Annotated in this window: 12 protein-coding genes; 6 read left to right on the forward strand and 6 right to left on the reverse strand. The window is 42.1% G+C overall.

Annotated features, from left to right (window positions below; translation table 11 throughout):
* The 3 genes from PN470_RS02130 to PN470_RS02140 all read right to left on the reverse strand — a co-directional run.
* Window positions 1–2,836: pentapeptide repeat-containing protein (locus PN470_RS02130; RefSeq protein ID WP_272103515.1), on the reverse strand; the 2,836-nt coding region annotated here is incomplete at its 3' end.
* Window positions 2,837–3,007: 171 nt separating this feature from the next.
* Entirely contained in the window at window positions 3,008–3,181 is a 174-nt protein-coding gene (locus PN470_RS02135; protein WP_187602883.1) for a hypothetical protein, read from the reverse strand.
* 230 nt (window positions 3,182–3,411) lie between these two features.
* Window positions 3,412–3,633 carry a hypothetical protein gene (locus PN470_RS02140; RefSeq protein ID WP_272103519.1) on the reverse strand — a complete coding sequence of 74 codons (222 nt, stop codon included), beginning with the start codon at window positions 3,631–3,633 and terminating at the stop codon, window positions 3,412–3,414.
* A gap of 520 nt (window positions 3,634–4,153) precedes the next feature.
* Here PN470_RS02140 and PN470_RS02145 point away from each other — a divergent pair.
* The 4 genes from PN470_RS02145 (at window position 4,154) to PN470_RS02160 (ending at window position 7,577) form a co-directional block, all read left to right on the forward strand.
* Window positions 4,154–5,746, forward strand: a complete 1,593-nt coding sequence (locus tag PN470_RS02145; RefSeq protein ID WP_272103521.1) for a hypothetical protein — start codon at window positions 4,154–4,156, stop codon at window positions 5,744–5,746.
* A gap of 247 nt (window positions 5,747–5,993) precedes the next feature.
* Window positions 5,994–6,632 (forward strand): DUF2834 domain-containing protein, encoded by a 639-nt coding sequence (locus PN470_RS02150; RefSeq protein WP_150975265.1) that lies wholly within the window; start codon window positions 5,994–5,996, stop codon window positions 6,630–6,632.
* Window positions 6,633–6,762: 130 nt separating this feature from the next.
* Window positions 6,763–7,056 carry a hypothetical protein gene (locus tag PN470_RS02155; protein ID WP_002752383.1) on the forward strand — a complete coding sequence of 98 codons (294 nt, stop codon included), beginning with the start codon at window positions 6,763–6,765 and terminating at the stop codon, window positions 7,054–7,056.
* A gap of 2 nt (window positions 7,057–7,058) precedes the next feature.
* Window positions 7,059–7,577, forward strand: a complete 519-nt coding sequence (locus PN470_RS02160; RefSeq protein ID WP_002776250.1) for a low molecular weight protein-tyrosine-phosphatase — start codon at window positions 7,059–7,061, stop codon at window positions 7,575–7,577.
* 14 nt (window positions 7,578–7,591) lie between these two features.
* Here PN470_RS02160 and PN470_RS02165 read toward each other — a convergent pair whose 3' ends face one another.
* Entirely contained in the window at window positions 7,592–8,248 is a 657-nt protein-coding gene (locus PN470_RS02165) for a response regulator transcription factor (protein WP_002742402.1), read from the reverse strand.
* 214 nt (window positions 8,249–8,462) lie between these two features.
* On the opposite strand from PN470_RS02165, the gene PN470_RS02170 reads away from it, so the two are divergent.
* Both PN470_RS02170 and PN470_RS02175 read left to right on the forward strand, forming a co-directional pair.
* Window positions 8,463–9,578 carry a branched-chain amino acid ABC transporter permease gene (locus PN470_RS02170; protein ID WP_002742401.1) on the forward strand — a complete coding sequence of 372 codons (1,116 nt, stop codon included), beginning with the start codon at window positions 8,463–8,465 and terminating at the stop codon, window positions 9,576–9,578.
* Window positions 9,579–9,661: 83 nt separating this feature from the next.
* Complete coding sequence (locus PN470_RS02175; protein WP_272103523.1) at window positions 9,662–10,414, forward strand: ABC transporter ATP-binding protein; 753 nt, start codon at window positions 9,662–9,664, stop codon at window positions 10,412–10,414.
* Here the strand turns inward: PN470_RS02175 and hisH are convergent.
* Window positions 10,403–11,041 carry an imidazole glycerol phosphate synthase subunit HisH gene (gene hisH, locus PN470_RS02180; RefSeq protein ID WP_272103525.1) on the reverse strand — a complete coding sequence of 213 codons (639 nt, stop codon included), beginning with the start codon at window positions 11,039–11,041 and terminating at the stop codon, window positions 10,403–10,405. The two genes, PN470_RS02175 and hisH, sit on opposite strands and share 12 nt — an antisense overlap.
* Before the next feature lie 214 nt (window positions 11,042–11,255).
* Window positions 11,256–13,334: a thioredoxin domain-containing protein gene (locus PN470_RS02185; RefSeq protein WP_272103527.1), complete on the reverse strand. Its 2,079-nt coding sequence runs from the start codon at window positions 13,332–13,334 to the stop codon at window positions 11,256–11,258.
* Between the last annotated feature and the right edge of the window lie 210 nt (window positions 13,335–13,544).

A 13,544-nucleotide genomic window follows, 5' to 3' on the forward strand; every position in this document is an offset into this window, starting at 1 on the left:
CGCCCAGATTAGCCCTTTCAAGATTAGCCCCTTCAAGATATGCCCCTCTAAGATTTGCCCCTTCAAGAAATGCCCTTTCAAGATTTGCCCCGTAAAGATTAGCCCCGTAAAGATTTGCCCTTTCAAGATTAGCCCCTTCAAGATATGCCCCTGCAAGATATGCCCCGTAAAGATTTGCCCCTGCAAGATATGCCCCGTAAAGATTTGCCTCGTAAAGATTTGCCCGTTTAAGATTAGCCCTTTCAAGATTTGCCCTTTCAAGAAATGCCTCTTCAAGATTTGCCTCGCCCAGATTAGCCCCGTAAAGATTAGCCCTTTCAAGATTAGCCTCTGCAAGAAATGCCCCTTCAAGAAATGCCTCTTCAAGATTTGCCTCTTTAAGATTAGCCCCCTCAAGATTTGCCCCCTCAAGATTTGCCCCTCTAAGATATGCCCCTTCAAGATTTGCCCCTTCAAGATTTGCCCCGCCAAGATCTCGATGTATCAACAGACAGTTTTGTAAATCAAGAAAACTGAGACAATCTAACACCAACATAAACTCTAAATCTATTCTTTGTCCCTGAAGACGGGCTAACCAATTGCCGAAAGCTTCAGGAGAAGGCCATTGAATGGGAAAAATTTCTTCGGTGACTCGCCCACAGGCATTAAATACCGCTAATAAAGCTTCCTCGGCATTGCGTGCCTGTCGCATTTCCTCCTGAAAATTGGGGCGGTTTTTTAACCCCTCCATCGGCATTCCTTTGACCAAAAGATATTCAATTAAATCACCCAGAGTTTTCTGCCACTGTTTCACTTCATCTGGGGACTGTAATTGCATTTGATTGACAATAAAACAAAAAAGATATTCATCTATTGCCGTCGGTCCGCATAAAGTCGCCCAGGCGATTAAAGCTTGTCTGGGATCGTAGTCATTGTCATAATCATTTTCACTGTCTTGTAATTTCTTATGAATTTGCTTAACTCGGTCAACAATTCTGCGGGCAGTTAAATATTCACCAAAACTTTTATGGGTAAATTCAAAGGTTTTTTCGCTGCCTCGTAAATCGCCACTTTCTCGAAAATAAAAGGCTGTTAAAAGACGGGTGATACTCCCTTGGGAATCGCTTTGAAAACTATCTTGGAAATTTTTTAGGAGATTTTTTAAGCCATTATTTTCACAATGTTCTTTAATCTCTATAACGGTGGTGGTTCTACCATTACCATGCCAACAGGAAAGGGCAATTTCCATTAAAATTAGCACAAAATCTTTTTCTGTAATCCCTTCTATAGCCCGGTGGCCTGGACTATTTTTTTCATAACCTCGCTCATAGACTGCCTTGAGCAAATTGTCATAAATATTATTGAGATTAGTTTCTTGGGAAAATTGAACCTCGCCTCGTTCAAAAGTGAGAGCAATAAGATAATTTAATAGCGGTTGAGCGGTAATTTCTTGTAAATTTTCCCCCGATAATTCTGGCGGTAATTGTGCATAGTTTTTCCCTTTAGCTTGCCCATACTGTTGCCACCATTGATGACGTTGATCGACTTTTAATAAGTTATCAACATCGCTAAAATCATCGCTTTTATCAACCCAATAGGGTAAAATAGTGATAATTTGCTGAGGTTTTTTGAAATTATTTTTATTGGATTGTACCACCACATCACGCCCGCTAATCAACACTTGTAAACGGGTTTTATTGTTATTAAAACTTTTGACCTGTTCTCGTACTTCATTAATAAAATTTTGGGCGACTTCTTGGGCGATTTTTCCCTGCATAGATAGCTCATCTAAGCCATCAAAGATAATTAGTAATTTTAAATCTTGATCCCTCGGTTCTAGAGGATTTTCTGGTAAAAAACCGTCATGTTGAACAAAGGTTTTAACTGCTGTTACTAAATCGGTGGAGAAACTCAAGCGATGCAAGGGAATATATAAAACTTGTTTTTCTAAGCGAGCTTGTTGGGCAGCAAATACTTTACAAAAGGACGATTTTCCACTACCCGGCCCACCGGTCAATAAACGGATAGCATCATCGGATTTTGCCGCTTCTAACCATGTTTCTAACTGCTCTTGGAGTTTGATAACAATGCGTTTAAATGATGGCTCTCGATGGTAATCTATGTCTGGGGTGGCTTTTTTTTCTTCTTCTTCATAAAATCCCCGTAGAGGTACATAAATTTGCTTTAAACTAAAGGTTTCCCAAAAAATAGGTTCATCGATCTGTTTTTGCAACCAAGCTCGATAATGTAACCAGCCTCTTTCTCGTTTCCAAGCATTGTTAAAAGGAGTGTCGATTTCATCTAAAAGCAGACTGTATTCATCTCGTTTATCTTTCCATTGCTCCTGCAATGCTAAGACAAAATAAGCTGGTAAACGGTTACTTAGGCTCTGTGCTTCCTGGGAATTAGTGATTAAATTATTTGTTGTTAACCACCGTAAAAAAGCTGCTTGGATTGGTGCGACTATAGGTAATCTTTCGGGATGCTCAAAAAAATCTTGATCGAGAATTAATTCCGGCTCTTCTAAAAAGTCGGTAATCTGACGGTAAAGTTCTTTTAAAGGCAGCTTTTCAACTTCTTGGGGCAGTAAATCAGCATTACTTTTAAGTAATCCTTTCATCGCTTCCATTAGCGATTGACTTATTAATAAACCCGCTAATTCCCCCGGAGTCCGACTTAAACCAAGATCATCTAAAACTTCTACTCCATTTTCGGCCAGATCATCCCACTGCAAAAATGCCCCGTTAAGAGTGGCTTTTCCCAGGGTACTAAAGAGACTTCTCAGATTGACTTTAACTTGTCGTTTCCAGATATTTTGGGGTTTGGAAACAGAAATTCCAGCAGCTGATTCGGACATAGAAAAAAGCGATCAATAAAGCTTATGTAGTCTATTATATAAGTAATAACAACCGTTGAGGTGGTTGGGTTGCGCTTTTTCAATCGAATTGAGCCATTTTCGACCCCGTATTGTTTCGCTCAACTCAACCTAGGAGGCAAGGTGATCACCTTTAAGCGATCTCAATTTGAGTTAAGATGATGGCAAGTTAGGCAATTCAGCGTATTTGAGAGTAAACCCGTAGGATTCCGCAGCCTTTTTCGCGGCAATGTGAGACTTCAGTAAATAGTCATGGATGGACGTGCATTCCTCCGACAATCTTGTTTGAGTTCTATCTTTTTCTTGCAAAATCTCTGAGCGGATCATAAGTTGTTCTCCTCTTTGAATAGTTCAAGTGGTGTGACAATTTCAGGTGTTGACAAGCCAAGACGGGCATTGATAACGCGAATATGCTTCCGTTTGTTAGCATTCGCTAGATGGTTGCAATTCCAAGTAAGGAGATATTGAATGTCAAAATAGCTGGCATAGGCAAGATGTAGAGCGTCGCCCACAAGAGACCTTGGCATGACATAGTTGGCAAGATAAAACTCGACAACTTATTCAAGAGCAGAAGTCGGCGGTAGCAAAGGAATCGTCGAAACCAAATGGATAATTTCAGCTTTACGCGGATAGTTTCCGTCGGTTAGTTCTTGAAGCACGGCATCTGAAATATATAAATCATAATAACTGGACATTTCCGACCACCACTTCCTTGTGACTTCGGTAAAAGCTTTTAGGCTCTCCCAGCTTTGGTGGGTAAAATGTATTCTAAGATACATTTCTCAAGAGCGAGGGGGTGGAACGAACCACAAAGACACAAAGGACACAAAGATCGATCGATCATATTGTCAATTAAACTTATCACACAGAACCTAGAAGAGCGGCTTTTAGAGTTTCACGCTCATCAAAGTAATAACTCGGAACGGTGGAATCCAAGTATACTTTTTCTTTCATGGTAATAACTGATCTACAAGACTAAATTAGAGTCTGAAGAAGCGATATGGTAGCCTCCTCTATTCTACTATCCTATCTCTGTAAGGAGGTTGTCGCACTATCAGGCTTGACCTCTTTGACCTCGATCGCACTTGGGATTGATAGAGTTCATCGCCACGTCGGGCAAATTCCTCTTTGCTGTGGCGAGGTTGCCGTGTTGTCATTGACTAGACTCTGTTTCAACGTTTGTCTCTCTATTTTAACCTAGGCTTGTTGACAGATAAAAATCAATTCAGGGCAATCGCTTTCAGGTAAAAAAATTAGGCGTTTTCGGTTTACCATAGTCAAAGTGTGCTTTCTAGGCTAATGACTTTGACTAAAAACCCCGTGATCAGAAACCGTCGTTTTTCCCTACGCAATCTCTTTGAGACTTGCATGGCCCTATTGGTGTTATGCAATTATATTCTGGTTATTTTCGATTTAACCTATATTCCCCTGCGAGATTTTTGGTTACAGGGACGCTTGCAAATAACTTTATTAAGATTTAATGAACCAATACAACTCGGGCCGATTTCCTTTCAAGAATTACAAATACCTCCCGACAAACCCCTAGAAATTCCCTTTGTTAAAGGAATCGCTAAGTATGATGTGGTGAAAGGGATTAAACCCTATCGCAGTACCAGCGAATATTTAGCTACGGTTGATAAACTTAATGAAATAATTAATCAAAAGGTCTTTAACCCAGAGTTTAATCTGCAAGAATATCGCCAAGAGATTGAGAAAATTTTAGCCAATTTACGCCAAAAAAGTGTCGATATGATCGATAATAATCCCTTTGCCTCGGCCGAGAAAACTGGGACTTTAGAGAAGATTAAAAATAAAATGCGCTTGCGGGTTTTTAAAACAGAAAATGTTTCCGCAAAAGCAGCCTTTCAGAAGTTTTGGACTTGGGATTATCTCAGTCAAAATGGCTGGGAAAAAGAGTTGAAATTTTTCAATCAAGAAATTCAACCTTTAATAGAAACTAATTATTTTCGTCCCCTGGGAGAAGATGGGAGACCGATAGATAACTTTGAGGCGATCGATTTTTTATTTGGTACCATCTTTTTCTGGGAATTTATGCTAAGAACTTGGTGGATTGCTCGCACTCATAAAGGTCTGCGTTGGCGCGAGGCTATGTTATGGCGATGGTATGATATTTTTCTGTTTATTCCTATCTGGAGATGGTTGCGATTTATTCCTACCGTTATTCGCCTAGATCAAGTTAAAATTATTAACTTAAGGTTGATTAAAGAACAGGCAGTTAAAGGCTTAGTTGCACTAATTTCTAAAGATATTACTGAGATAATATTCCTGAGAATTATTAATCAAATACAGGAATATATCCGACGGGGACAAGTGGAGAAATTTCTCGATCAATCCCTTAGTGGTGGATATAATAATCTCAATGATACTAATGAAGTTATCGAAATTTTTCGGTTAGTAGTTAATAGCACTGTTGATAAGGTTTTACCGCAAGTTAAACCAGAAGCAGAAGCTTTAATTAAATACAATATCGAGAAAATTCTCAGTCAAACTCCTGCGTATCAGAGCTTATTGCGATTACCCGGCATGAAAGGGTTAAAAACTGACTTGAGCAATCGCCTATCTAGTCAATTGTATCAATCCTTTGTTAATATAGCTGACAAGATTACCCAGGAAGACGAAGTTTTTGAGCGTTTATTACAGCAATTAGTCCAACGTTTCGGGCAATCTCTCGCCGGGGAATTACAATCCCGTCACAGTCTAGAAAGAATCGAGATGTTATTAATTATCTTCCTAGAAGAAGTCAAATTAAACTATGTACAAGAATTCTCGGATGAAGACTTAGAAACTATCCTCGAACAAACTCGCTTACTCCACTCCAAAAGTGCAGAAATTACCCCAGGAGAAACCATGAATCCTCGTCGTCTTCCCTAAAAATTAAGTAGCTGGTTATAATTAAATTAAAAATGGATTTTAGGTTCGATCCCCCCTGCCCCCCTTGATAAGGGGGGTGCCGATAGGCGGGGGGATCTCCCCTTAATAAGGGGGGCATCTGATAATTTTTAACGCCTACCTACTTAGTGATCATTGATTAGGTAATCTTGCTTGATCTTTTGATCACTTTTCTAGTAATATATATGCTGAAGACCCGATTACTCAATTAATCTAATTATCTACTCCCATGTTAACAAAAATTATTCTCGGTTTACTTTGGTTAGGCTTCGGATTATACGCTTTTTTACTAGCACCACCCGATCAACCAGATACAATGAATTTAATTATCGATCTTTCCACTGGCAAATGGCAAAATATTAACCCGTTAATTATCTCTCTTTTCAACCTGATGGGAGTTTGGCCACTTATCTACACTAGCCTTTTAATTATCGATGGTCGTGACCAAAAAATCATCGCTTGGCCCTTTACTTTTGCCTCCTTTGCCGTGGGTGCTTTCGCTATTTTACCCTATCTAACTCTCCGTCAACCCAACAGCAATTTTACTGGCAAAAAAAATCTGGTCATTAAACTTTTAGACTCACCTTGGTTAGGAGTAATTGCCCTAATTACTGCGGCAATTTTAATCGCTTACGGATTAATTAACGGCAATTGGTCTGATTTTTGGTATCAGTGGCAAACTAGCCGTTTTATTCATGTTATGAGTTTAGATTTCTGTCTTTTAACCCTATTATGTCCAATTTTGCTGCAAGATGATCTAACCCGACGGGGATTAAAAAATCCTTTCCTGTTGCCGGTAATTTCCCTTTTGCCTCTAATCGGTCCGGCAATTTATTTAATTATTCGTCCTCGCTTAGGGGAGAATTAAGGGTAAATTGTCTTGAGCAAACTTAACTATTTCTTGACAAGAGAAGTTCATATTTAACAAAAATTATGCTGAGGTTCCCCTAAAATACGAGTCAAGAGATTAATGTCCAGATTAGAAGGAGTGTTTAACCTTGTTAGAGAGTCAAAAACCACCTCGGATTTACTGCTTTCAAGCTGATTATCTTGCCTCCCAACAATTTAACCCCCAAGAGATTCCCGCTTGGTTATCCTTAGAGGTAAACTGGCAGGGTTATAGAATTCATACCCTACCCTGGGTAGCAGACGTAGCTAGGATATTAGGATTATTAGCGATCGAAGATACTCCCCAAGGGTGGCAAGATTATTTAGAAAGCTTGGGATTAGCCAAAATTAGGTTAATGGACAGCGAGGAGTTTTTTGAGGATAAATCTTTATCGGGATGTTAGAAATGCCCTATAATTGGCAATTTAGTGATGATTCTACCAGTCAATTTATGCCCTATAAACTACTCTTTGTCTGTTTAGGAAATATCTGTCGTTCTCCCGCTGCCGAGAATATCATGACTTATCTGATTGAACAAGAAGGATTAGGCAATAAAATCCTCTGTGATTCTGCGGGGACTGCCGGTTATCATATCGGTTCTCCTCCTGATTCTCGCATGAATACGGCCGCCAAAAAACGCGGTATTCTTCTGCAAGGGACAGCTAGACAATTTACCCGCGAGGATTTCGAGAATTTTGATCTAATCCTAGCCATGGATAAAGCCAATTATCAAGATATTTTATCCCTAGATCGGACAGGAAAATATCAAGAAAAGATCAAGTTAATGTGTGACTATGCTCGTTATCACCCAGAAAAAGAAGTTCCCGATCCCTACTACGGTGGTCGGGAAGGTTTTGACCGCGTAATCGAGCTACTTTTAGACTCCTGTGGCAGTCTTTTGGAGGACGTAAAAAACAAAATTTAAGTTTTTTATTTCAGCTAATCGATTAATCTATGTTCGAGGGAAAAACGCACCAATTCGGCCCGATTGTTAGTAGTTGTTTTTCTGAGTAAACTACTAACATATTTCTCGATCGTGCGAGAACTAAGATGCAGTTTTTGCCCAATTTCACTATTAGAAAGTCCCCGGGCTAAATGTTCTAACACTTCCCGCTCGCGATTAGTTAACTTAAAATCGTCCTGTAAAGAAGAAGTTAAAACATCCCTAGTTTTGGGGCTTTCTTCCGGTTTTAATTTCTGATATTGACGTTCACTTTGCACCATTTGCGATCGCTCTAAAAGATTGCGAATAACTGCTTTTAATTCCTCCATCTCAAAAGGTTTAGGAAGATAGATATCGCAACCCACTTGATAACCGCGAATTCTTTCCTCTGTTGACCCTCTTTCGGTTAAAAAAATTACTGGTAATAACCTAAATTCTGGCTGTTGCCGCACCTTAGTCACCAAAGAATAACCGTCTAAACGCGGCATTTTTATATCCGATACCAAAAGATGGGGATGATAGGTATCCAATAAATTCAAAGCTTCCAAACCATTGCTCGCCGCCACCACACTATAACCTGCTAATTCTAAATAGTCTTTGACTGCTAGGCGGATACCGGGATCATCATCGGCAATTAGAATCAAAAGAGGCATAGAAATCAACAGGACAAGGTTTTTTCGTTATTAATAGCCTAGCACCCTCCGCTCGTCACAATTGTCCATCAAGCTACAGAGGCCATTTTAACTGATATTATACTAGCAGTTAGCAATCAGCCTTTTCAGTAATCAGATGTGAGTTTTCAGCTTTTTTCTCCCCAACTCCGGCACTCCCCCACTCCCCCGACCCCTTTTTTACTTTTTACTTAAGATGACAGATTATTTAGTTTCCCTGACAATTTGGGCGGGTATTTACGCGATTTTTGCCCTCGGTTTAAATCTACAATGGGGATTTACTGGCTTAATTAACTTTGGTCACGTTGCTTTTGCCACTTTAGGGGCTTATGCAACGGTTTTATTAACTTTACAGGGTGTACCGATGATTTTTGCTGCCATTGTCGGGGCGCTCCTAGGGGCATTGTTGGGATTAGCCATCGGTTTTTCCACCCTGAGATTAAGAGCCGATTATCTAGCGATTGTCACCATCGGGGTGTCTGAGTTAATTCGTTTGCTGGTGCTTAACGAGGATTGGTTAACGAAGGGTAGTTTCGGACTACAACGTTATCCCCTACCTTTGGATATAAATCCCAGTTTTCCCGTCAAATTATTAATTATTGCCCTGTTTACCCTGCTTGCTATCTTTGCTCTCTGGCAATTGGGGCGCAATCTGCAACGACAATGGCGCGAAGCTGGGCAAATTAGCGGCAAAAGCTATCAACCGACGCAAAAGAGAGCTTTAATCTTTTGGGGGTTGTTAGGGGCGATAATCCTGCTTTTTCTGTATATAAACGGCGTAATTGCCTTGAATGATTATAATTACAAAGCGGGGCTGATGGTGGTAGTTTTAGTCCTCCTCGCTCTCGTTTATACTGGTTTAGAATTACTTTTGCGATCGCCTTGGGGACGCATCCTCAAAGCTATCCGCGAAGATGAAGAAATTCCCCGGGCCTTGGGAAAAAATGTCTTTTGGTATAAGTTACAATCTTTGATGTTAGGCGGTGCGATCGCTGGTTTGGCCGGGGCTTTTTTAGCATGGCAATTAACCACTATTTACCCGACTAATTTTGAGCCGTTATTGACTTTTAACGCTTGGATTATTATCATTCTCGGTGGCTCTGGTAGCAATGCCGGCACCTTACTAGGAGCAGTAATTTTCTGGGCTTACGATTCCCTGACTCGCTTTATTCTGCCCCAATTAGATATTTTTAATGATAGCCAATTAGGGGCTTTACGGATTATGATTATCGGTCTGCTGCTCATGGTTTTAATGATCTGGCGACCCCAGGGTATCCTCGGCAAAAAAGAGGAGTTAACTTTGGGAAAATAATTTCAGTTATCAGTTATCAGTTCATCGATTACTCTTCACTGAAAACACTTCCCACTTCATAATTCATAATTCATAATTTATATATGTTACTTTCTGCCAAAGGATTATCGAAAAGTTTTGGAGGCATTCGTGCCGTCAATAATGCTTATTTGGACGTGCCGCAGGGCAGCATTACCGGGTTAATCGGTCCCAATGGAGCCGGCAAAACCACACTTTTTAACCTTTTATCTAATTTTATTCGCCCAGATAAAGGGGAAGTTTTTCTTGATGGTCAGCCGATTCATCAGCTGCCTCCCTATCAAATTGCCCTGAAAGGATGTGTGAGAACTTTTCAAGTAGCAAGGGTATTATCCCGATTAACGGTGTTAGAAAATATGCTCTTAGCTAGTCCGGGACAAACGGGAGAAAATTTTCTCAAAGTCTGGTTTCAGGGGGCAAAAATTCGCCAACAGGAACAGGAAAATCGTGCCAAAGCTTTGGACATATTAGATTCGATCGGTCTAGGGGAAAAAGCGCACGATTATGCGGGAGCTTTATCGGGAGGACAGCGTAAATTATTAGAGATTGGCCGAGCGCTAATGACCGAGCCAAAATTAATTTTATTAGATGAACCAGCCGCCGGAGTTAATCCCACTTTAATCGCTCAAATCAACGACCATATTATCGAATGGAATCGTCAGGGAATTACCTTTTTAATTATCGAGCATAATATGGATGTGATTATGTCCCTTTGTCACCACGTTTGGGTATTAGCAGAAGGGACAAATTTAGCCGATGGCATTCCCAGCGAAATCCAAAAAAACGAGCGGGTTTTAAAGGCTTATTTAGGAGACTAAAGCTAATTTTTGCACCTGCTGAACAAAGTTAGCCAGAATTTTTAAGCCATTAGTCGAGGATTTTTCCGGGTGAAACTGCACCGCTACCAAACGCTCACGAGCGATCGCTGCCGTCACCGTTTGACTGCCGTGGGTGACGGTGGCAGCAGTTAGATGACTATCAAGGGGATCAACATAATAGGAATGGACAAAATAGACGTGAGGATGCGGGGGTAATCCCTGCCAAAGAGCATGATCCGGCTGGGTGAAGTCTAATTGATTCCAACCCATGTGGGGAATGGTAATGCCCGGTTCCGAGCGAAAACGGCGCACTGTCCCCGGAATAACCCCTAAACCCGCCTCTTGTCCTTCCTCTGATGAGTCAAAGAGAATTTGTAAACCGAGACAGATACCGAGAAAGGGTTTACCGTTAGCGATCGCTGCTTTGATCGGTTTTTCGAGATGACGGCTGCGAATTTGCCGGACAGCAGGATCAAAAGAACCGACTCCGGGTAAGACAATAGCGTCAGCTTTTTCGAGATCGAGGGGAGAATCGGTAATTTTCGGCACTGCACCCACGGTTTCCAGTCCTTTACAGGCAGAGTGCAGATTTCCCATGTCATAATCGATGACAGCTATTAAGGTCATTGCTATATACTGATCAGGCGATGACCTTATTTTAGAGCAATCACGCCGCTAAATTAGGTCTTGACTCAAAAAGCAATTAAGGTCATTGTTATATACTGATCATCCGAAAGTTTCTAAAGCCATAGCCTCTCCGTTTTCTTAGTTGAAGTTGCCAACGAAAGCCAAACACCAGAGCCTATTTACTAGGAGAGCGGGAAGCAGAGAGAAAAAATCCCTAACCGAGCAGTGTTGACGGACCCGCCATCACCCCGGCAATTTGTCGGTCTAACTGTTCTAAATTTTCCGCCGGTTCAAGGCAGCATAACCCTTGACAAATTAACCCAAATGTGCTAGGGGGCAAACTGTCATCGACTCGATACACCGCCGTGGGCAAATAGCGACCTAACAGAGGCTCGATCGAGCTTTCCGGGGCACGCAGACAGAAACCGTGACGATAGTGATCGAGAGCAACAAATAAACTGGGGCAAGCGGTGGGGGACTGTTCTAGGATGGTACTAAAAGATTGCAAGGCCTTTTCGGCCCGATCGAGATATTCTAGATTTTCCGTCAATCGCGACAGACGAACTAAATTAGCGATCGCAATTCCGTTGGCTGAAGGGGTGGCATTATCCGTATAACCTCGTTCCCGCACGATCAGATCGAGACTATGATCGGAAGCAGTATTAAAATATCCCCCCTCATCCTCGGCCCAAAACCAGCGATCGAATTCCCCCTGTAGATCGATAGCCGCCTCTAACCAGCCAGTTTCTTGCGGTTTAGCGGTTTGCAGGTCCAGCAAAGCCTTAATAAAATAGGCAAAATCCTCCGATTGGGCCAAAACCGAGGCCTGACCCTGATAATTCAAGCGCTGAAAACGTCCATCTAACCATTGATGCTTGAGAATAAACTCGGCCGCGACCGTAGCCATTTGCCAGTACAAAGGTTCACCAAAGACGGCAAAGGCCCGGGCTAAACCGGAAATCATCAAACTATTCCAAGCGACGATCATTTTCGTATCCGTTACCGCCGGAATCCGTCCCGGCCAAGAGACGGTTTTCGCCTCTTGATTGTCTCTGGCCAGGGGAAAAAGAGCTAATTGGGCTTGAGAACTGCCATAACGCCGAATAAATAACTTATCGAGCAGATTTTCTATCTCCTTCCCTAATTCTCCCCCTTGCCGACGTTGCAGCACATTACGACCCTCAAAATTCCCCTCGGCAGTGACGGTAAAATTAGCCTGCAGCAGCCCCAATTCCTCGGTCGAGAGATAATCCCTTAACGACCGATCCGACCAGACATAAAAGGCCCCTTCCTCCGGCTCCCCATCCGTGGCCTTCTCAAAACTATCGGCATCTTGGGCCGCATAAAAATAACCTTCTGGGGCGGTCATTTCCCGTTTTAGCCAGTTAACCGTGCCTTTAATCCCTCTCTCAAAGGCCGCCTCTCGATCACCCGCACTCCACAAATTGGCTAAATATTCGACAATTTGCCCGTTATCGTAGAGCATTTTTTCAAAATGGGGAACTGTCCACGTCGAATCCACCGTATAACGATGGAATCCTCCCCCCACATGGTCATAGATTCCCCCTAGGGCCAGATCTTCCCCCCGTTGATAGGCCGCTTGCTGGAGGGAATCGTCAAAATCGTCCCCAAAGCGACTGCCCTGCAAAGCCAGATGAGAATATGGAATCATCGGAAAACTGGGCCGACCGTAGTTATTGGGATTAACCTGAATCACCGCCGTATTTGTCTCGATTCCTGTGGCTAAAAGGGAAGGATCGGCTAAATTGGTCTCTGCTCGCGGTAAAATAGCCGATTGACGCAGTGCGCCCAGCATTTCGGCCGTGAATTTGCTTAATTTCTCCTTTTCTTCGTCATAATAGCGACGTACCGATTGCAACACTTGCAGAAAACCGGGCCGGTTAAAGCGCGGTTGCACGGGAAAATAGGTGCCACCATAGAAGGGAATTAAACTATCCGGTGTTAGGAAGACATTCAAAGGCCAACCCCCTTGACCGACCATCATCTGCAATGCTTGCATATAGATACTATCGATGTCCGGTCTTTCCTCGCGATCAACTTTGATCGGCAAAAAATACTGATTGAGATAATCGGCAATGGCTCGATCGGAAAACGCTTCTCCTTCCATAACCGTACACCAATGACAGCTAGAATAACCGATCGAGAGAAAGATCGGTTTATCTTCTCTCCTGGCAATTTCTAGGGCGCTGTCACACCAATACCACCAATTGATCGGGTTTTCGGCGTGTTTTCGCAGGTAAAGACTTTCGGATGCAGCCAGATGATTAGCCATGGGAAAAGGGGAATTTTTGCTCTTGCTGCTTATTAGTTTAAGCTAATTAGAGACTAACCGGAATCAAGCTGGCTCTCCCAGGTTTGGTGGGTAAAATGTATTCTAAGATACATTCCTCCTAGCGAGGGGGTGGAACGAACCACAAAGACACAAAGGACACAAAGATCGATCGATCATATAGTAAGTTAAACTTATCACACAGAACCTAGA

This window comes from Microcystis sp. CS-574, from assembly GCF_028329095.1.
Taxonomy (GTDB): domain Bacteria; phylum Cyanobacteriota; class Cyanobacteriia; order Cyanobacteriales; family Microcystaceae; genus Microcystis; species Microcystis ichthyoblabe_A.

Excerpts from the sequence above, each read along its gene's own strand:
- PN470_RS02135 (WP_187602883.1), bottom strand. The coding sequence starts at position 3,181 with ATGATCCGCTCAGAGATTTTGCAAGAAAAAGATAGAACTCAAACAAGA.
- PN470_RS02145 (WP_272103521.1), top strand. The coding sequence starts at position 4,154 with ATGACTTTGACTAAAAACCCCGTGATCAGAAACCGTCGTTTTTCCCTA.
- PN470_RS02140 (WP_272103519.1), bottom strand. The coding sequence starts at position 3,633 with ATGTATCTTAGAATACATTTTACCCACCAAAGCTGGGAGAGCCTAAAA.
- hisH (WP_272103525.1), bottom strand. The coding sequence starts at position 11,041 with ATGACCTTAATAGCTGTCATCGATTATGACATGGGAAATCTGCACTCT.
- PN470_RS02175 (WP_272103523.1), top strand. The coding sequence starts at position 9,662 with ATGTTACTTTCTGCCAAAGGATTATCGAAAAGTTTTGGAGGCATTCGT.
- PN470_RS02170 (WP_002742401.1), top strand. The coding sequence starts at position 8,463 with ATGACAGATTATTTAGTTTCCCTGACAATTTGGGCGGGTATTTACGCG.
- PN470_RS02160 (WP_002776250.1), top strand. The coding sequence starts at position 7,059 with ATGCCCTATAATTGGCAATTTAGTGATGATTCTACCAGTCAATTTATG.
- PN470_RS02150 (WP_150975265.1), top strand. The coding sequence starts at position 5,994 with ATGTTAACAAAAATTATTCTCGGTTTACTTTGGTTAGGCTTCGGATTA.
- PN470_RS02165 (WP_002742402.1), bottom strand. The coding sequence starts at position 8,248 with ATGCCTCTTTTGATTCTAATTGCCGATGATGATCCCGGTATCCGCCTA.
- PN470_RS02185 (WP_272103527.1), bottom strand. The coding sequence starts at position 13,334 with ATGGCTAATCATCTGGCTGCATCCGAAAGTCTTTACCTGCGAAAACAC.